The organism is Pseudomonas sp. 9.2(2024) (genome assembly GCF_039695385.1).
Lineage (GTDB): Bacteria > Pseudomonadota > Gammaproteobacteria > Pseudomonadales > Pseudomonadaceae > Aquipseudomonas > Aquipseudomonas paraglycinae.
The window spans coordinates 5882595-5900821 of sequence record NZ_CP155585.1 but is presented as its reverse complement, the minus strand read 5'-3'; the positions used below and the strand labels follow the sequence as shown (position 1 = coordinate 5900821).

14 protein-coding genes and 1 tRNA gene are annotated in these 18227 nt (G+C 60.8%); 1 reads left to right on the top strand and 14 read right to left on the bottom strand.

The features are described 5' to 3' along the window. Window positions 1–60 precede the first annotated feature (60 nt). A complete protein-coding gene (locus tag ABFB52_RS26745) occupies window positions 61–219 on the top strand; it encodes a YqaE/Pmp3 family membrane protein (RefSeq protein ID WP_003228885.1) in 159 nt (52 codons plus the stop codon). Between the two features lie 3 nt (window positions 220–222). On the opposite strand, the gene ABFB52_RS26740 is transcribed toward ABFB52_RS26745, so the two are convergent. The 14 genes from ABFB52_RS26740 to rpoD form a co-directional block, all read right to left on the bottom strand. Further along, complete coding sequence (locus ABFB52_RS26740) at window positions 223–2031, bottom strand: S9 family peptidase (RefSeq protein WP_129972183.1); 1809 nt, start codon at window positions 2029–2031, stop codon at window positions 223–225. Then, window positions 1997–3169, bottom strand: coding sequence for a pyrroloquinoline quinone biosynthesis protein PqqE (gene pqqE / locus ABFB52_RS26735; RefSeq protein ID WP_007959875.1), 1173 nt, complete (start codon window positions 3167–3169; stop codon window positions 1997–1999). Before pqqE ends, ABFB52_RS26740 begins: the two co-directional genes overlap by 35 nt. Beyond that, the gene (gene pqqD, locus ABFB52_RS26730) at window positions 3141–3416 is read right to left on the bottom strand and encodes a pyrroloquinoline quinone biosynthesis peptide chaperone PqqD (protein ID WP_007959876.1); all 276 of its coding nucleotides are present in this window, start codon (window positions 3414–3416) and stop codon (window positions 3141–3143) included. Before pqqD ends, pqqE begins: the two co-directional genes overlap by 29 nt. Further along, window positions 3413–4165: a pyrroloquinoline-quinone synthase PqqC gene (gene pqqC / locus ABFB52_RS26725; RefSeq protein ID WP_011336228.1), complete on the bottom strand. Its 753-nt coding sequence runs from the start codon at window positions 4163–4165 to the stop codon at window positions 3413–3415. The genes pqqD and pqqC overlap by 4 nt, the downstream gene beginning before the upstream one ends. A gap of 21 nt (window positions 4166–4186) precedes the next feature. Further along, window positions 4187–5098 carry a pyrroloquinoline quinone biosynthesis protein PqqB gene (gene pqqB, locus ABFB52_RS26720; protein WP_102685695.1) on the bottom strand — a complete coding sequence of 304 codons (912 nt, stop codon included), beginning with the start codon at window positions 5096–5098 and terminating at the stop codon, window positions 4187–4189. A gap of 84 nt (window positions 5099–5182) precedes the next feature. After that, a complete protein-coding gene (gene pqqA, locus ABFB52_RS26715) occupies window positions 5183–5257 on the bottom strand; it encodes a pyrroloquinoline quinone precursor peptide PqqA (protein ID WP_003444522.1) in 75 nt (24 codons plus the stop codon). 159 nt (window positions 5258–5416) lie between these two features. Further along, window positions 5417–7843 (bottom strand): pyrroloquinoline quinone biosynthesis protein PqqF, encoded by a 2427-nt coding sequence (gene pqqF, locus ABFB52_RS26710; RefSeq protein WP_129972182.1) that lies wholly within the window; start codon window positions 7841–7843, stop codon window positions 5417–5419. 38 nt (window positions 7844–7881) lie between these two features. Beyond that, entirely contained in the window at window positions 7882–8676 is a 795-nt protein-coding gene (locus ABFB52_RS26705) for a carbon-nitrogen hydrolase family protein (RefSeq protein ID WP_129972181.1), read from the bottom strand. A gap of 12 nt (window positions 8677–8688) precedes the next feature. After that, window positions 8689–10371, bottom strand: coding sequence for an NAD(P)/FAD-dependent oxidoreductase (locus ABFB52_RS26700; protein ID WP_085746599.1), 1683 nt, complete (start codon window positions 10369–10371; stop codon window positions 8689–8691). Window positions 10372–10517: 146 nt separating this feature from the next. Further along, the gene (locus ABFB52_RS26695) at window positions 10518–10979 is read right to left on the bottom strand and encodes an Lrp/AsnC family transcriptional regulator (RefSeq protein ID WP_064599860.1); all 462 of its coding nucleotides are present in this window, start codon (window positions 10977–10979) and stop codon (window positions 10518–10520) included. A gap of 107 nt (window positions 10980–11086) precedes the next feature. Then, complete coding sequence (locus tag ABFB52_RS26690; protein ID WP_085746598.1) at window positions 11087–12175, bottom strand: pyridoxal phosphate-dependent aminotransferase; 1089 nt, start codon at window positions 12173–12175, stop codon at window positions 11087–11089. Between the two features lie 214 nt (window positions 12176–12389). Continuing rightward, a tRNA-Ile gene (locus ABFB52_RS26685) sits at window positions 12390–12466 on the bottom strand. A gap of 15 nt (window positions 12467–12481) precedes the next feature. Then, on the bottom strand, window positions 12482–16228 hold the full coding sequence (locus ABFB52_RS26680) for a bifunctional diguanylate cyclase/phosphodiesterase (protein ID WP_129972180.1): 3747 nt from the start codon (window positions 16226–16228) through the stop codon (window positions 12482–12484). Between the two features lie 126 nt (window positions 16229–16354). Further along, a complete protein-coding gene (gene rpoD / locus ABFB52_RS26675; protein WP_102685691.1) occupies window positions 16355–18202 on the bottom strand; it encodes an RNA polymerase sigma factor RpoD in 1848 nt (615 codons plus the stop codon). Between the last annotated feature and the right edge of the window lie 25 nt (window positions 18203–18227).

Sequence of the window (18227 nt, the reverse complement as noted above, 5' to 3'; positions counted from 1 at the left end):
GGCACAGGTCGATTAGCTTGTATGGCTCAGGTGAGCCAACCCCCAATCAGGAGCTGCCCCATGGACTTTATCCGCATCATCATCGCCATTCTGTTGCCGCCACTGGGTGTGTTTCTGCAGGTCGGGTTCGGCGGCGCGTTCTGGCTGAACATTCTGCTGACGTTGTGCGGTTATATCCCGGGGATCGTGCACGCGGTGTACATCATCGCCAAGCGCTGAGTCTCAGGCCGTCAAACCCATCACTCGCCGGTAGAACCGCCATTCCTGCTCCAGCGCATGGGCCTGATTGGCGGCCCGGCGGAAGCCGTGACGTTCATCGGCGTAGTAATGCGCTTCGACCTCAATGCCGTTTTGCTCCAGGGCCGCGACCATGTCGCGAGTCTGTTGCGGCACGACCACGGCGTCCAGTTCGCCCTGAAAGAAAATCACCGGTACGCGAATGTTGCCTGCGTGCAGCAACGGCGTTCGGGCGGCATAGCGTTCGGCATCTTGCTCGGGATTGCCGATCAGCCAGTCCAGGTAATCGCCTTCGAACTTGTGTGTTCCGCGGGCCAGGGCTACCGGGTCACTGACGCCGTACAGACTGGCGCCAGCGCGGAACACTTGATGGAATGCCAGTGCGCACAGCGTGGTGTAGCCACCGGCGCTGCCGCCACGGATAAACGCACGCTCGCCGTCGATCATGTCGCGATCATTCAGGTAGGCCACCACCGCACAGGCATCCTCGACATCCACTGCGCCCCAACTCAGATGCAACGCCTGTCGATACTTCCGGCCATAACCGCTGCTGCCTCGGTAGTTGAGATCGGCGACGGCGAAGCCGCGTTGCGTCCAGTACTGAATGCGCGGGTCAAGCATCGGGTAGCAGGCGGAGGTAGGGCCGCCGTGGATGAACACCACCAACGGCGGTTTCACATCGCCATTCGTGGCCGGGTAAAAGAAGCCGTGTGCTTCACCCGCACCGCTTGGGTAGCGCAGGGTTTGCGGGCGGCTGATGCGCTCGGCGGGCAGCGGTGCAACACCGCCGGCCAGGACATTCACTTCACGCGATTCGCGATCAATGGCGATCACCGCTGAAGGGCTGACCGGTGAGGCGGCAATGCAGTAAATGAATTGATCATCGACAGCCAGATGACGGAAGCGGCTGTAATCACCGGTGAAGTCTTCGCCGTTGAGCGCCAGACGACCGAAACCGCCTTCGCTCCAGCTCGCCAGAAAGCTTTCGCCGGCGGGCAGCCAGGTGCAGCCGCCAAGTTGCCATGGGGCTGGCGCGTGATCGGCTTCGGCGCTGGCTAACGGTTGCAAACCATTTGCCGACTCGACCCACGGTTGCCAATACCCACCACGATCGGTCAGACAGCCCAGTCGGCCATTGGCATCGAAACGCGGTTGCTGGATCGACTCTTCAAGCGTTTCACCAGCCACGCAACGTGGGGTAGAAAATCCGCTATCAGAACGCTCGGCGAGCATCAGTCGTGTGGATGTCCACGGCTGATGCGGACGGCTCCACTCGATCCACGCCAAGCGCTGGCCGTCCGGGCTGATGATCGGCGATGCATAAAAATCCGCGCCTTCAATCAGCCTATGGCGGTCGCCATTCGCCAGATCGATAGCCACCAGCCGATGCCGATCACCGTTCTCTTCAACGGCCAGCACCTGCCCGTTGGCAAAGTGCAGATCACCATATCGGCAATCTCCGGAGGTCAATGCCACGGGCTCGCCGTCCAACGTCTGTCGGTACAACTGCTGGTCCGCCTCGTTGACGAAAACCACCCCGTCAGGCGTCAGACAAAACGCCCCACCGCCATATTCGTACACCCGGCTACGCACGCTGAAACCCGTAGGCGTCAGACATTTCGCCACACCGTCGCGCCAGTGCCAGATCCGGCAGGCGGCGTCTGTGGGGCGATATTCATTCCAGAACAAACCAAGGGCACCGAGTTGCAATTCGGCAAAATCCACGCCGGCAGCAACCGCAGCGGTGGCGCTGAAGGGCTCAGCCTTTGGCGATGAGGCGCGAGTTTCGTTCATTGCGAAAGGCCAGTTGTTCGATGGTCTGGGTGGCGTGCTCGGCTTCTTCGCGGGCCTTGAGAATCACACCGTGATGTTCGGACTTGCTGCACACCGGGTCGGCATTGCTCGCATCGCCGGTGAGCATGAAGGCCTGGCAGCGGCAGCCGCCGAAGTCCTGTTCTTTTTCGTCACAGGAGCGGCACGGCTCGGGCATCCAGTCATAGCCGCGAAAGCGGTTGAAGCCGAACGAGTCGTACCAGATGTGCTGCATGCTGTGGTCGCGCACATTGGGAAATTGTACCGGCAGCTGTCGGGCCCCATGACAGGGCAGGGCGGTGCCGTCCGGCGTGACCGTCAGAAACAGACTGCCCCAGCCATTCATGCAGGCTTTCGGGCGCTCTTCGTAATAGTCCGGGGTGACGAAAATCAGCTTGCACGGATGCCCTTCGGCTTCCAGCTTGGCGCGGTATTCGTTGGTGATGCGTTCGGCGCGAACCAGTTGCTCTTTGGTTGGCAGCAGGCCGACACGATTGAGTTGCGCCCAACCGTAGAACTGGCACGTGGCGAGTTCGACGAAGTCGGCCTCCAGCGCAATGCACAGCTCGATGATGCGGTCGATCTTGTCGATGTTGTGCCGATGGGTGACGAAGTTCAGCACCATCGGATAACCGTGGGCCTTCACGGCGCGCGCCATTTCCAGTTTCTGCGCAAAGGCCTTTTTCGAGCCGGCGAGCAGGTTGTTCACTTGCTCGTCGCTGGCCTGGAAACTGATCTGGATGTGATCGAGCCCGGCCTTCTTGAAGTCGCTGATCTTCTGTTCGGTCAGGCCGATGCCGGAGGTGATCAGGTTGGTGTAGAAACCCAACTGACGCGCTTCACGGATCAACTCGGCGAGGTCCTGGCGCACCAGCGGTTCGCCGCCGGAGAAGCCCAGTTGCGCCGCGCCCATCTCCCGCGCCTCACGGAATACCTTGATCCACTGCTCGGTGCTCAGCTCTTTGCCCTGCTCGGCGAAATCCAGCGGATTGGAGCAATACGGGCATTGCAGCGGGCAGCGGTAAGTCAGCTCGGCGAGCAGCCACAGCGGCAGGCCGATTTCCGGTTTGGCCGGGACTTGCACCGATGACTCAGGCAAGTTCGATCCAGTGCTGCGCACGGGCAACCTCCATGAATTGCTCGATGTCGTCACCGAGCTCGGGCACGCCGGGGAACTGTCTGTCGAGTTCGGCGATGATCGCCGCGACATCCCGTTCACCGTCGATCAGGCCGCCGATCAGCGCGGCACTTTCATTGAGTTTGATCATGCCTTCCGGGTACAGCAGCACGTGGCCTTTCTGCGCCGGTTCGTACTGGAAACGGTAGCCGGGACGCCAGGTCGGGGTCTTGCTGCGGTCGAAACTCATAAGGCGATTCCTTTATGCCAGACCCGTTGATCGGTGACGCTGTGATACGGCGGGCGGTTCAGTTCGTAGGCCATGCTCATGGCATCGAGCATGCTCCAAAGAATGTCCAGTTTGAACTGGAGAATTTCCAGCATGCGCTCCTGACCTTCGCGAGTCTTGTAGTGCTCCAGCGTGATGGCCAGACCATGCTCGACATCGCGCCGGGCCTGGCCGAGACGGGTGCGGAAATATTCGTAGCCGGCCGGGTCGATCCACGGGTAATGCTGTGGCCAGCTGTCGAGACGCGACTGGTGGATCTGCGGCGCGAACAGCTCGGTCAGCGAACTGCTGGCGGCTTCCTGCCAACTGGCGCGGCGGGCGAAGTTGACGTAGGCGTCGACGGCGAAACGCACGCCGGGCAGCACCAGTTCCTGGGAGCGCAATTGATCCGGATCGAGACCGACGGCCTGGCCGAGGCGCAGCCAGGCTTCGATGCCGCCGTCTTCACCGGGCGCGCCGTCGTGGTCGAGCAGGCGCTGAATCCACTCGCGGCGGATCTCGCGATCCGGGCAGTTGGCGAGGATCGCTGCGTCTTTCAGGGGGATATTCACCTGATAGTAGAAGCGGTTGGCGACCCAGCCCTGGATCTGCTCGCGGGTGGCCCGGCCTTCATACATCGCCACGTGATACGGGTGATGAATGTGGTAATAGGCGCCCTTGGCGCGCAGGGCCGCTTCGAATTCGGCGGGGGACAGCGGGGTGTCGGTCATTGCGGTTCTCCGGGCCATTCGTTACAGGACGATGCTCATGCCGTCATACGCCACTTCAACATTGCGCCGAACCAGTTCCGCGCGTTCCGGCGAGTCTTCGTCGAGAATCGGGTTGGTGTTGTTGATGTGGATAAGCACCTTGCGTTGCTCGGGAAGCTGTTCCAGCACTTCGAGCATGCCGCCGGGGCCGTTCTGGGCCAGGTGGCCCATCTCGCGGCCGGTGCGGGTGCCGACGCCACGGCGCTGCATTTCATCGTCGTCCCACATCGTCCCGTCTACCAGCACGCAGTCGCTGCCGGACATGATTTCCAGCAGCGGCGCGTCGACCTTGCCCAGGCCTGGGGCATAGAACAGCTTGCCGCCGGTGCTGAGGTCTTCGACGATCAGGCCGATGTTGTCGCCTGGGTGCGGGTCGAAGCGGTGCGGCGAGTAGGGCGGTGCCGCGCTGCGCAACGGCAGCGGGGTGAAGCGCAGGTTCGGGCAGGCGGCGACGGTGAAGCTCTGGTCAAGTTCGATGCGGTTCCAGTCCAGCCCGCCGTTCCAGTGCTTGAGCATGGTGAACAGCGGGAAACCGGTGCTCAGGTCTTCGTGGACCATGTCCGTGCACCAGACCTGATGCGGGCAGCCTTCGCGCAGGCTGAGCAGGCCGGTGGTGTGGTCGATCTGGCTGTCCATCAGGATGATCGCGCTGATGCCGGTGTCACGCAGGGCACGGCCCGGCTGCATCGGGGCGAAGCTCTGAAGCTGCGCGCGGATGTCCGGCGAGGCGTTGCACAGCACCCAGTTCACGCCGTCATCGGAAATCGCGATGGACGATTGGGTACGGGCCTGGGCATTCAGGCTGCCGTCGCGAAAACCGGCGCAATTGACGCAGTTGCAGTTCCACTGCGGAAAACCGCCACCGGCGGCCGAACCCAGAATCTGGACGAACATGAACGCTCCATCATTTCAACGCTGAAAATAAAACGCCCCGGCGAGCCGAGGCGTTGCACTGCAGTGTTCTGCTTGAGGCAGGACTCAGCGGCTGGCGAAGTACATGGTGACTTCGAAGCCGATGCGCAGGTCGGTGTAAGCAGGTTTGGTCCAAGCCATCGGGTGACTCCTTTTTCAGGTGGGTGGGATAGCGCTATCCATAGGTATAGTCCACGGCAGCGCGGGGATGTTCCAAATAGTTAGGTGGCTATGTTACTCAAAATCTCAGGGGCTTTGCCCGTGAATCTTTGAGAAAGCTCCTTGCAGCCCCGGTAATGATCATTTTGCCGCTTGCCATGGCGCGTCCGGCGAAGCGGCGTTGGAGAGGCCGTGCCAGCCGCCCTCGGCGCGGATCAGACGTTGTGCGGCGGCCAGCAATGCCGGGCGATCCAGTTGGGCGATGGCGCTGCGCAGATGGGCCAGATAATCCGACGAGTGGCCGGCGAGGCGGGCCTGCCACAGGAGTTCGGCCGCATCTTTGCCGGACAGGACGCTGTCATCGAACTGATCGACAAGCGTCTGGCGTTGCCGGGCGAGGCTCGCGTCATCAAGTCGTTCGACAAGGGCTGGCAGGCTATCGAGAAACTGCTGAATGTGACCGAGCAATTGCGCGGCGGTGGCCGTGGGCGATTGCACACCGAACAGCAATCCGGTCTGGCCGTGGAGCTGACGCAGCCCGCTGAACACCGCATAACCCAGTTGCAGTTCGACGCGCAGGCGTTGGTAGAACGGTGTCTGGCACAGATGCGCTAGCAGGCGCCACGCGGCTTCGTCGGCGATCTCGTGGCTGGCGGTCGGGCAGAACAGCAGCAAGGCGTGTTCGCTGGACGCGCTGTCGATCTGACTCCACCGGTATCCGGCGTTGATTGCCGAGGGTGCGGGAATTTGATTGTCCGGGATGCCGGGGATGCGACTCAGGGCCAGACCCATGGCTGACTGGGTTTGTGGGCTTAACCCCAAAGCCAGACCGTCCCAGCGGGAAGTTGTCCACAGGTGAGCGGCGTCATCGGATTTGCCTACCGCTGGCAGGCATTTTTCCGGCAGTACTTTGAGCAGCTGGCGGATCGGTATCAGCGCAGGTTGCGGCTCGCCTTTCGCGGAATCGGCGCCCACTTGTGTCAGAGATTTCAGTGCGTGCTCCAGGACAACGGGCAGCGTGTCCTGCAGGCCAGTGAGTTTCAGCAGCCACTGATTAGCTGCGGCGCTGAAGGACAACTCGACCCCGGCCTGACGCGCGTCGTCGGAAATCTCCCGCAGACTGCGTTGCAGTTTCGCTTGCAGCTCGGCCGTGGCCGCTGCTTCCGTCTGCCAGCGAACATACACCGCACCTTCGTCATCGTTATCCGGCAGCGCCTGGCTGAATTGCATCGGCGAACGTTCGCGTCGGCTGCGCGAGCGATCCTGAGCGAACGTGCGCAGCCCACGGTGGGCGCTGGTTTGGCCGCGGATCAGGCCGGCGTTGGCCAGCGGTTCGGCTACGCGCAGGAACGGATTGGCAGCGGGCAGATGCCAGTGACTGCTGAAGTTATCCACAGTGCCGATTTTGCCGAGAATCACTTTGAGCGCTGCAACGGCCGATTCGGAGAGGCCGCTTTCGAGTTGTTCGCTGTCGAGTCGCGCCAGTTGCAACGCACCGCTGACCTGCTGCTGACGTTGAAGCTGTGCCGAATATTCCTCGCGTAGTGCCGGCCAGTCCTGCTGCGCTGCGAAGAAGCTCAACCAGTCGAGAAACTGTGCGCGGATGGCGTCGAGTGACCCGGATGCCCCAGTGAACTGAAGATGTAGAAAAGCTTGCCCAGCAAATTGATAAGGCACACAGGCCTGTAAGTCTTCCGCGAATCCCTGCTGCTGCAAGTGAGCGAGCAGCCCACCGGGTTTGGCGCTGTTCAACCAGTGACAGAAAAACGCCAGTGCCTCGGCCGACGACTCCGGCAAATCCTCTAACGCAAACAGCAGATTGCCGTGCCGCTCGCCGACCTGTTGATAACTTTTCTGTGGAATGTCCATCAAGCGAACGGGGGCTGCCTGTGAAGTTTTATCCCCAGCTGTCAGCGCGGCGGCAAACTGCTCCGCCAGCGCTCGCAGTTCTTCCATGTTCTGCGGTCCGACCAGACTCAGGATCATCTGCCCGGTGCGGTAAAACTGCTGATGGAAATCTCTCAACGCCTGCTGAAAATCCGCTTGTTCAACCGGCAGGCTGTCGCGGTTTCCGGCATGAAAGCCGCGCAAAGGATGTGCTGCCGACAATCCCTCAAACAGCGCCTCTTTCTGCTGAGCCGCAGCATCCTGCGTCCACGCGACAAACTCCGCCTGCAACACTTCCCGCTCCCGCAACTGATCGTCCGGATTCATACGCGGATGGGCGAGCATGTCTGACAGACGCTCCAGCCCGGCGCTGAACGACGCTGGCGGCAATTCAAAGAAGAAATCGGTGGTGCGCTCGCGGGTGCTGGCATTCACCTGACCGCCGTGACCTTGCACGTAGGCCATCAGCCCTTGCTGTGCAGGAAAACGCTCGGTGCCGAGAAACAGCAAATGCTCAAGAAAATGCGCCAGCCCCGGCCACGCCAACGGCACGTCATGACTGCCGGCAGCCACCCGCAACGCGGCGGCGCTGCGCTTCAGACCGGGCATGTGGCGCAGGGTCACGCGCAAGCCGTTGGTCAGGGTTTCGGTGTGGGGGCGGGGGTGAGTCGACGCAGGCATGGGCACTTCCAGAACAGTGAAGTGCCAATGCTAGCGGATTAGCGCTTGTTGAGCGCGTCGTAAAGTTCGGGGCGGCGGTCGTTGAAGTAGCGGTTGGCGTTGCGCGAGTCGACCATCAACTGGCGATCCAGCTCACCGACGATCAAGGCTTCGTCCAGTCCGGCCTGGGCGATGCGGCTGCCATCCGGCGCGGCAATGCTGCTTTGCCCGCAGTAATGAATGTCGCCTTCGTGGCCGCAGTAGTTGGCGTAAGCCACGTAGCACTGGTTTTCGAAGGCGCGGGAGCGCACGGAAACATCGGCAATGAAATCAAAAGGAATCATGTTCGCCGTCGGCACCAGAATCAGCTCGGCGCCTTTAAGGGCCAGGCGCCGGGCGTTTTCCGGGAACTCCAGGTCGTAGCAGATCAGGAAACCGAGCTTCCAGCCGTTGAGCTCGACGATGGGAAACTCGCCATCGCCGGGGCTGAACATCGAACGGTCCAGATCGCCGAACAGATGCGTCTTGCGGTAATTGCACAGGCGCTCGCCGTTCGAATCGATCAACTGCACAGCGTTGTAGATCTGTCCTTCGGCGGTGCGCTCAGGATAACCGTAGAGAATCGCCAGGCCGGCAGCTTTGGCGATTCGCCCAACCTGCTGCGCCCATTCGCCGTTATAGACCTCGGCCAATGTCGCAACCGCCTCCTTGCCGATGTTGTAGCCGGTCAGGAACATCTCCGGCACCACCAGCAGGTCGGCGCCTTTGGCCTCCATCGCCAGTTGATGCAAGCGCTGAAGGTTGGCGGCGGGTTCCAGTGGCAGCGGTGGACATTGGTAAAGGGCTACACGCATCGGGGATTCCTCTTACTCGGGCAGGGCGATCGGGCCGATGTCTTTGAACACATCACCCGGGCCGGGGTTCTCTTTATGTGTGGACCCGCCGAAGTGCTTCATGATTCCCCACACCGCGTTGAGCGAGGTCTGTACCGCGCCTTCGACCCAGGCCGGGGTCCACGACACGTCGTCGCCGGCGATGAAAATCCCGCGCTGCTCCGGCGGCATGTCGTCCTGCATGAAGTGCGCGTACATGCGCTGGTTGTAGCGATAGTGGCCGGGCAGGGCGCCCTTGAACGCGCCGAGGAAGTGCGGGTCGGCTTCCCACGACACGGTGATCGGATCGCCGATGATCCGCGCGGCGATGTCGACTTTCGGGTAGATCTTCTTCAGCGCATCCAGCGCCAGTTTCACGCGTTTCTCCACCGGGTGCGGGAGCATCTTCAGCGCATCGCTCATCCACGAGTACGACAGGCAGATCACGCCCGGCTTGTCGTCGCCGTTGTCGAACAGGTAGGTGCCACGGGTCAGGCGATCGGTGAGGGTCATGCTCATCAGGTCACGGCCAGTTTCCGGGTCCTTGTCCTTCCAGAACGGGCGGTCGACCATCACGAAGGTCTTCGACGATTGCATGTAGCGAGTGCGGTCCAGCGCCATCCACATCTTCTGCGAGAACAGGCTTTCGTCGCATTCGATCTGGGTGGTCAGCAGCCAGCTCTGGCAGGTGGTCAGTACGGCGGCGTATTCGCGGGTGTCGCCGTTGTTGTCGGTGACCGCGAAACGTCCGTCAGGTGCGTGGGCGATTTTCTTCACCCCGGAGCGCGGTGCGCCGTGGTGCAGCGATTTCAGGCTGGTGCCTTGCGGCCAGTGCACGCAGCGCTCCGGCGCATGACGCCAGATGCCTTGTGGCACTTGCTCCACGCCGCCGACCACCAGATGCTGGTGATCGTCGCAGTTGGTCATCACGACGCGGAAGATTTCCAGCATCGAGTTGGGGAAATCCGAGTCCCAGCCACCGGTACCGAAACCGACCTGGCCGAACACTTCGCGGTGATGGAACGACAGTTTGGCGAAGGCTTTCGAGGTGGCAACGAAGTCGTAGAAGGTGCGGTCGTCCCACAGCGGAACCAGAGTGTTCCACAGCTCCTTGAGGCGTGGCACGTCACGGTCGCGAATCGCTTGCTGGATATCGGCGAACTGCGAACCGGCCTCCAGAGCGTCGGCCCAGGCGTCAGCCACTTCCTGGAACAGTGCAGGAAGATCCTTCAGGCTCTGTGCGTAATGGGTTTTGCCTTCCAGGTCGATCACGGTGCTGCCGGAGGCCGGCGTCAGCGGGTTGGGGAAGGGCTTGGTTTCGAGGCCGAGCTTGTCGACGTAGTGATAGAACGCGGTGGACGACACCGGGAAGCGCATGCCGCCGAGCTCGGCGACGATGCCGTCAGTGCCGTTGAACGCTTGGGAGCGCAGGCGACCGCCAAGCTTCGAGGCCTCGTACACTACGGGTTTCAGGCCGAGTTTCATCAGCTCATAAGCCGCCACCAGACCGGCGATGCCAGCACCCACGATTGCCACTTCGGCACCGTGGTTGTGCTCGGGAATGCTACCCAGGCCGGCCGGGTGTTCGATCCAGTCGTCGAAGGCGAAAGGAAAGTCCGGACCGAAAATGGTGATCGGTTTCTTACCGTCTGCAGGATGGCGATTGTTCTTGTTCATGGCTGACCTTGCTGGCGACCCGACGCTGGATGCGCGTCTGAGTATAGGAAAAGATGCCAGCCATTCTAGGGAGCGTAGAACACGTTAATAAGACGCAAAATGTCGTCGTTTTGAGCGTTAGTACTGCGATATGACGAAAGCGATGGTCAAACTGGATGCCCGCGATCGATCTTGCTGCTGAGGATGATCGACGTCGTGGTCTTCTCCACACCGTCTACGCTGCCGATCTGATCCAGAAGCTGATCGAGCTGCTCCGGCGAATCGGTCCGCAGCCACGCCACATAATCGAATTCACCACTAACAGCGCACAATTGCTGCACCTGAGCCATCGCGCTCAACCGGCGCAACACCTCTTTGCCGGAGCGTGGCTGCACCTTGATTCCGACGTAAGCCTGCAAGCCGCCATCCACGACACGCTGACCCAGACGCACGCCGTAGCCAGTGATGACCTTGGCCTTTTCCAGACGCGCCAGTCGCGAAGTCACGGTCGTGCGGGCGATCCCCAATTGCCGGGCCAGCATCGCCACGCTCTCGCGGGCGTTGATTTGCAGGGCCGCTATCAACTGTCGGTCAATTTCATCAAGCACGGGTGGGCGGATGTCGGACAAGGGGCGTCTCCATGGGCGCGGATCTTTGGTTGCGCATGTTACAGGCTCGGCCGGCGGTAAGCTTGTGGGCGATACTCGCGCGGTTTTCCATAGGGACTGTCTTGATATCAGACGCTGGCAAATGCCTCACGAAACCGTCGCATGTCGTCTTCCGTACCAACGCTGACCCGAATCCACGTCGGCCACTCTTTCCATACCCGGCCCACCTTGACCCGGCGATCGGCCAACGCCTGCACCACCTCCCTGGCAGAACGTTTCACGTCGACCATGAAGCAGTTGGCCTGCGACACCGTGCAGCGAAAACCGCGAGCGGTCAGCCAGGTGATTGTCTCGTCACGCAGCCTCGTGTTGGTGTGCTTGCGCTGTGGCAGCAACTGCGTGTCCTCGAGACTGGCTATGCCGCCCAACAGCGAAGGGGCCGCCGGCACGTTGTAATTGCCGAACACCTCCAGTTGCTCCAGCAGGGCGGGGTTGGCTATCGCGATACCCAGACGGGCGCCTGCCATGCCATAGATTTTCGAGAAAGTTCGCAGCACCATCAGTTCGGGATGATCCTTGACCAGCGGAATGCAGGTCGGCGCATTCGAGAAGTCGATATAGGCCTCGTCCACCAACAGAATCGTTCCTTTTGGCTTGTTCGCCAGCGCGAGCAGGATATCTGCGTGTGGCGTCACAGTACCGGTCGGATTATTCGGATTGCAGACGTAGATCAGTCCCGCCTGCGGATCGGCCGCCAGCATGTGTGGAAGATCATGGGCATGATCAGGATTCAGTGCTATCTCGTGGACCGCGACCTGTCTGCCGCGAGCCGCCTCGACAGGGTCTTCATAAGAGGGCGACGCAACGACCAGGCTACCCTGTCGAGTGAAGGCGTGAACCGCATGCTGCAAGGCCAGTTTGGAGCCGCAGAAAGTCTGAACATATTCCTCCGGTATGCCTTGTTGGCGGGCAAACAGAGCGTTGAGTCGGTACTGGATCTTGTAGGGATAACGCCCGCACAGTGCAATACCTTCCTGCATCGCCTGTCGGGCGGCGAGCGCCGGTCCCCAGGGGCTCTCGTTGAAATTGATCAGTACCTCATCGCCGGGTACTGGTGCCGGTGCATCCTGACGTTGCGCCTGCCCCCAGGATGACTGCGCGAGCAGGGGGAGTGCTGCGGCGATTCCCATCAGCGAACGGCGAGTGACATCAACCATAAAAATTCCTTTTTCGAATCATCAGATGAGCCTCGGCTTTGGGTGCCAGGACATATGGTGTAACGAAATGGTTAGTTGTCGATTTAGACGGGCATGGGGCAAGCCCTGTTTACGCTTTCAGAAGTCGCACGCTTTGAAGGGAGATGGGACGACGGCCTCGTGGCGGGAAAGACAGAAACGAAAAAGCCGCACATAAGCGCGGCTTTTTCATGTTTGGTGGGCCCACACGGACTTGAACCGTGGACCAAAGGATTATGAGTCCTCTGCTCTAACCAACTGAGCTATAGGCCCTCAGTAGGCCGCGGATTATAGCGACGGTTTCTCGGCTGTGCTATCCGAAAAATCTGATACGGCTATGCGAAGAAACGTCGCGGCAAACTCTTCTGGTGGCAGCGGCAGGCTGACGATGTAGCCCTGAATCTGTTCACAGCCTTCGGCGGCGAGGAATTGTTGCTGGGCCTGGGTTTCCACGCCTTCGGCGATCACGGTGAATTGCATGCTGCGGCCCAGGGCGATGATGGCGCGGACGATCGCCGCGTCGTGCGGGTCGTCGGGCAGTCCGCGAACGAAAGACTGGTCGATCTTGAGGATGTCCAGAGGCAGGCGCTTGAGGTAACTCAGCGAGGAATAACCGGTGCCGAAGTCGTCGATGGCCAGTTGCACACCCAGGTGTTTGAGCTGATGCAGCACCGCCAGCGCTTCTTCAGCCTGGCTCATGATGAAGTTTTCGGTAATTTCCAGTTGCAGTAATTCCGGCCGCAGGCGGTTGTCCTTGAGCAGTTGCTCGATGCGTCCCAGCAGGTTCGGCTGGCGCAGTTGTGCGCCGGCGAGGTTCACCGACAGCGGGCCGAGAGATTCATAGATCTGGCCCCACTCGAACATCTGCCGGCAGGCGGTTTCCAGCACCCAGTCGCCGATTTGCAGAATCATCCCGTTCTCTTCCGCCAGCGGGATGAAGTGCTCCGGCGGCACATCGCCGAAGTTCGGGTGGCGCCAGCGGATCAAGGCTTCGGCGCCGACCAGGCTGTGATCGTCGAGGCTGATTTTCGGTTGGTAATAGAGGTACAGCTCCTCGCGCTCAATAGCCCGGCGAAGTTCGTGCTCCAGCGCCACACGCTCGCTGGCCTGCGCGGTGAGATCGCGGGTGTAGCTTTCGACCCGGTTGCGGCCCTTGGCCTTGGAACGGTACATCGCTGCGTCCGCGTTCTTGATCAGGGTCGCGACATCGCAGCCGTCGCGCGGGTAAAGGCTGGTGCCGATGCTGGCGCTGATGAAAAACTCGTGCTCGCCAGCCTGGAACGGTGCGCCAAAGCAGTTCAGCAGTTTGGTGGCGATGTTGTCTGCATCGCCGGGCTGCTGCAGGCCAGGCAGCAGAATGATGAATTCGTCGCCACCCAGACGCGCGACGGTGTCGATGTCGCGCAGTTGCTCCTTGAGGCGCACGGCGATGCCCTTGAGCAGCAAATCGCCGACCGGGTGACCGAGGCTGTCGTTGATGTGCTTGAAACGATCGAGGTCGAGGAACAGCACTGCGCCCTGACCGCCGTTTTCCTGCTGACTGTTGAGTGCCATCAGCAGGCGACTTTCGAACAGCGTGCGGTTTGGCAGGCCGGTGAGCGGGTCGTGATGCGCCTGATAGTCGAGCTTGGCCTGGGCGTGCTTGAGGCTGGAGATATCGGCGAACACCGCTACGAAGTGAGTGATGAACTTGTCGCGGTTGCGCACGGCACTGATGGTCAGCCAGCTCGGGTACAGCTCGCCATTTTTGCGCCGGTTGGAGATTTCGCCCTGCCAATGGCCTTCGTCAGTCAATTGATGCCACATCGCCGCGTAAAACGCGCTGTCGTGCAGTCCGGAGGCCAGCAGGCGCGGGGTATGACCGAGCGCTTCGCTTTCGCTGTAACCGGTGATTTCGGTGAAGGCCCGGTTCACGGCGCTGATGTGTTGCTGGGTGTCGGTGATCAGCACGCCCTCGGCAGTACTTTCGAACACGGTCGCAGCCTGTTGCAGCTTTTCCTGCATGAGGTGGCGCTCGGTGATGTCTCGGGCGATGGTCAGCATGCAGTCTTCGTCGCCGATCGGTAGCGGACGGCTGGACACTTCGCAGAGGCGGATCTGCCCGTCGCTGCGGCGGATGTGGCAGCTGAAATCGCGGACAAAACCGTCGCGGTGCAGCAGGTCGAGCATTTGCTTGCGTTCGTTGAGGTTGACCCAGATTCCCAGGTCCAGCGCCGAGCGATCCACCGACATCGCGCTGTTGAAACCGGTGATACGACTGAAACCTTCGTTGACCTCCAGCAGCAGGCCATCGCTCTGGCGCGACAACAGCAGGCCGTCCGGCGAGGCGTGGAAGGCCTTGGCGAACTTTTCTTCGGAGGTTTGCAGTTGCTGTTGGGTTTCCTTGAGCTGGGTAATGTCGCGCACCACCACGACCAGCGCCGGTGTCGTGTCGAGCTCGAAGGGCTCGGCGGAAATCAGCCCGGTAAACACCTGGCCATTGCTGCGACGAAAGGGCATCTCCAGGTTGCGAATGCTGCCGGCTTGCAGGCGCTGAAGCAGGCCCGGGCCAACCCCTGGAATGCCCCAGATGTTGAGTTCGGTGGCTGTCTGGCCAATCACTTCTTCGGCCTTGAGCCCGATCTGTTCTTCAAAAGCTTCGTTGACCTCCAGCAGGCAGCCGTCGGAGAGCCGGGCGATGACCAGAATGTCCGGGCATTGCTGGAATACCGAAGCGAATTTCTGTTCCGACAGGCGCAACGCCTCTTCGGTGCGTTTGGTTTCGCTGATGTCGATCATCAGGCCGCGCATCACCGGTTCGTGGCCGTGTTCGATCAGGCTGACGATGTCGCGTACCCACAAGCAACGGCCGTCTGCGGTGATGACGCGGTAATCGAGACTGTGATCGCGCCCGGCCAGCACTTCGTGATCGCAGAAGCTCTGGGCACGAGTCAGATCGGCAGGGTGAATGATGTTGCGCCAAAAGCCTGGAATCAGCCAATGGGACAGCGGATAGCCGAGCAGATCCTCGGCGTGGGGCGAAACATAGCTGTAGGTGAAATCGCTGATCCGCGCTTCCCAGGCGATGGCTGAGAGACTCTCCACCAGCCCGCGATAGTGGTATTCGCTGCTGCGCAGTTCCTGTTCAAGGTCGATGCGTCGGGCGATTTCCGAGCTCAGGCGCCGGTTGATGCGGATCACCACTGCCAGGACGATGACCAGAAGCGATAGCCCCGGTAAACCGTAAACCAGCAGATCCGACCAGAATGTCCGGTGATCGAGGACGTTGCCGACCCAGTGCTCCTGAATGCTGCTGATTTCCTCCGGGGACATGTCGGCCAGCACCTTGTCGAGAATCCCCACCAGCATTTTGTTGTCCCGGGGGACGCCCATCGCCAGCTGGTAGCGATAAGGGGTTTCGCCGCTGACATACAAACCATCCAGTTTGAGCTGGCGCAGGCTCCAGACACTGGAGGCCAGATCGCCGACCACCGCGTCGACTTCATCGGTAGCCAGGGCCTGCAATGCGGAGCTGACGTTGGGCATCGCCACCAGGTTCAGGTCGGGGTGATGTGTGCGCAACAGTTCGTGGGGTGCGTAGTTTTCGACTACGGCGATCTTCAGGCCGTAAAGATCCTCGAGCTTGCGCGGTTGCGGGCCGCCGACGTGGGCGAGGATGACGATCGGAAAGTCGAGATAAGGGCGGGTGAATGACAGGTAACTCTGGCGTTCCGGGGTGGACATGATGCCCGGCAGCAGGTCGATCGTGCCGTTTTTCGCCTGTTCGAGCACCACGGTCCAGCTCACCGGCTCGATGGGGGTGAGTTTGATCGCCAGGCGCTGGCGAATCACATCGATATAGTCCGCTGCCAGACCCTGATAGCGGTTCTGGTCGTCGCGGAACTCGAAGGGCGGCCACGACGCATCCACACCCAGGCGCAAGTCCGGGTGAGCCGCCAGCCAGCGACGTTCTTCATCGGTCAGAGTCAGCGCGTCAGCCGTTGCGGTCCAGATCATCAGTGACAGCAAAAAAAGCACGGACGCCAGTCTGGGCATAACGGTCTCGTTATGGCTCGGGGGAATGTTTCGAGTGTAGACGGGCTGTGCGCGGGGGGAGGGCGGTGCGAGGTATTTAATCTGCGCTAAAAACAAAACCCCCGGCCTGGGCCGGGGGTTCTGGTATCACTCGTCGAGGAAGGAGCGCAGATGCTCGCTTCGCGTCGGGTGGCGCAGCTTGCGCAGCGCCTTGGCTTCGATCTGACGGATCCGCTCACGGGTCACATCAAACTGTTTGCCGACTTCTTCGAGCGTATGGTCGGTGTTCATGTCGATACCGAAACGCATGCGCAGTACCTTGGCTTCACGGGCAGTAAGGCCGGACAGCACTTCGCGGGTCGCTTCTTTCAGGCTCTCAACAGTGGCGACATCGATTGGCGACTGCATGGTCGAGTCTTCGATGAAGTCACCCAGATGGGAGTCTTCGTCATCACCGATCGGGGTTTCCATGGAGATCGGCTCTTTGGCGATCTTCAATACCTTGCGGATCTTGTCCTCAGGCATTTCCATGCGTTCACCCAGCTCTTCCGGGGTCGGTTCGCGACCCATTTCCTGCAACATCTGGCGGGAAATGCGGTTGAGCTTGTTGATCGTCTCGATCATGTGCACCGGAATACGGATGGTGCGGGCCTGGTCGGCGATCGAGCGAGTGATCGCCTGACGGATCCACCAGGTGGCATAAGTCGAGAACTTGTAACCACGACGGTATTCGAACTTGTCCACCGCTTTCATCAGACCGATGTTGCCTTCCTGGATCAGATCGAGGAATTGCAGGCCACGGTTGGTGTACTTCTTGGCGATGGAGATCACCAGACGCAAGTTCGCTTCAACCATCTCTTTCTTCGCGCGGCGGGCTTTCGCCTCACCGATCGACATGCGACGGTTGATGTCCTTGATCTCGGCGATGGTCAGGCCGGTCTCGGTTTCCAGCGCGGTCAGCTTCTGCTGGCAACGGATGATGTCCGGTTGCACGCGGGCAATGGCTTCGGCGTACTTGCTCTTGCCTTTGGCCAAGGCGTCGGACCAGCTTTCGTCGACTTCGTTGCCAGGGAACTGACGCAGGAAATCGGCGCGTGGCATACGTGCATCACGTACGCACAGTTGCATGATCGCGCGCTCTTGCTGACGCAGACGATCCAGGGCACTGCGAACACGCTCGACCAGTGCTTCGAATTGCTTCGGCACCAGTTTGATCGGCATGAACAGCTCAGCCAGAGCCAACAGTTCGGCAATTGCCGCCTTGTTGTGACGACCGTGCTTTTTCAGGGCCTTGCGGGTGATTTCCATCTGGTCGGCGACAGCACCGAAGCGCTGTGCGGCAATGACCGGATCCGGACCGCTTTCGGCTTCTTCTTCGTCATCGGAAGCTTCGGCGTCATCGTCCTCGGAGTCGTCATCCGCTTTCGCCGCTTTCGCGTCGATCGGCGGTGGTACTTCGGCGGCAGGCGGCGCAATGCCGTCATCCGGGTCGATGTAACCGCTCAGAACGTCGGACAGGCGACCACCTTCGGTGGTGACGCGAGTGTACTCGGAGAGAATATGGTCAACCGTGCCAGGGAAGTGCGCGATGGCGCTCATCACTTCACGGATGCCTTCTTCGATACGCTTGGCGATTTCGATTTCGCCTTCACGAGTCAGAAGCTCGACCGTACCCATTTCACGCATGTACATGCGCACCGGGTCAGTGGTGCGACCGATATCGGTCTCCACCGCCGCCAACGCAGCGGCTGCTTCTTCCGCAGCGGCCTCGTCGGTATCGGCGTCGGCCAGCATAAGGGCGTCCGCATCCGGAGCACTCTCGTGTACGGGGATCCCCATGTCGTTAATCATGCGGATGATGTCTTCCACCTGCTCCGGATCTGAAATATCCTCGGGCAGGTGGTCGTTGACCTCGGCGTAAGTCAGATACTTCTGCTCACGACCCAGTTTGATCAACTCAATAATACGAGACTGCTGTTGCGCTTTTCCGGACATAACACCCTATCCACTGAAGGTCTTG

Bases quoted from the DNA above. Each gene is read 5' to 3' on its own strand.
- pqqD (WP_007959876.1), bottom strand. From the start codon at position 3,416: ATGAGTTTCGACCGCAGCAAGACCCCGACCTGGCGTCCCGGCTACCGT.
- ABFB52_RS26680 (WP_129972180.1), bottom strand. From the start codon at position 16,228: ATGCCCAGACTGGCGTCCGTGCTTTTTTTGCTGTCACTGATGATCTGG.
- ABFB52_RS26700 (WP_085746599.1), bottom strand. From the start codon at position 10,371: ATGAACAAGAACAATCGCCATCCTGCAGACGGTAAGAAACCGATCACC.
- ABFB52_RS26740 (WP_129972183.1), bottom strand. From the start codon at position 2,031: ATGAACGAAACTCGCGCCTCATCGCCAAAGGCTGAGCCCTTCAGCGCC.
- ABFB52_RS26690 (WP_085746598.1), bottom strand. From the start codon at position 12,175: ATGGTTGATGTCACTCGCCGTTCGCTGATGGGAATCGCCGCAGCACTC.
- pqqC (WP_011336228.1), bottom strand. From the start codon at position 4,165: ATGACCGACACCCCGCTGTCCCCCGCCGAATTCGAAGCGGCCCTGCGC.
- pqqF (WP_129972182.1), bottom strand. From the start codon at position 7,843: ATGCCTGCGTCGACTCACCCCCGCCCCCACACCGAAACCCTGACCAAC.
- pqqB (WP_102685695.1), bottom strand. From the start codon at position 5,098: ATGTTCGTCCAGATTCTGGGTTCGGCCGCCGGTGGCGGTTTTCCGCAG.
- ABFB52_RS26705 (WP_129972181.1), bottom strand. From the start codon at position 8,676: ATGCGTGTAGCCCTTTACCAATGTCCACCGCTGCCACTGGAACCCGCC.
- rpoD (WP_102685691.1), bottom strand. From the start codon at position 18,202: ATGTCCGGAAAAGCGCAACAGCAGTCTCGTATTATTGAGTTGATCAAA.
- ABFB52_RS26745 (WP_003228885.1), top strand. From the start codon at position 61: ATGGACTTTATCCGCATCATCATCGCCATTCTGTTGCCGCCACTGGGT.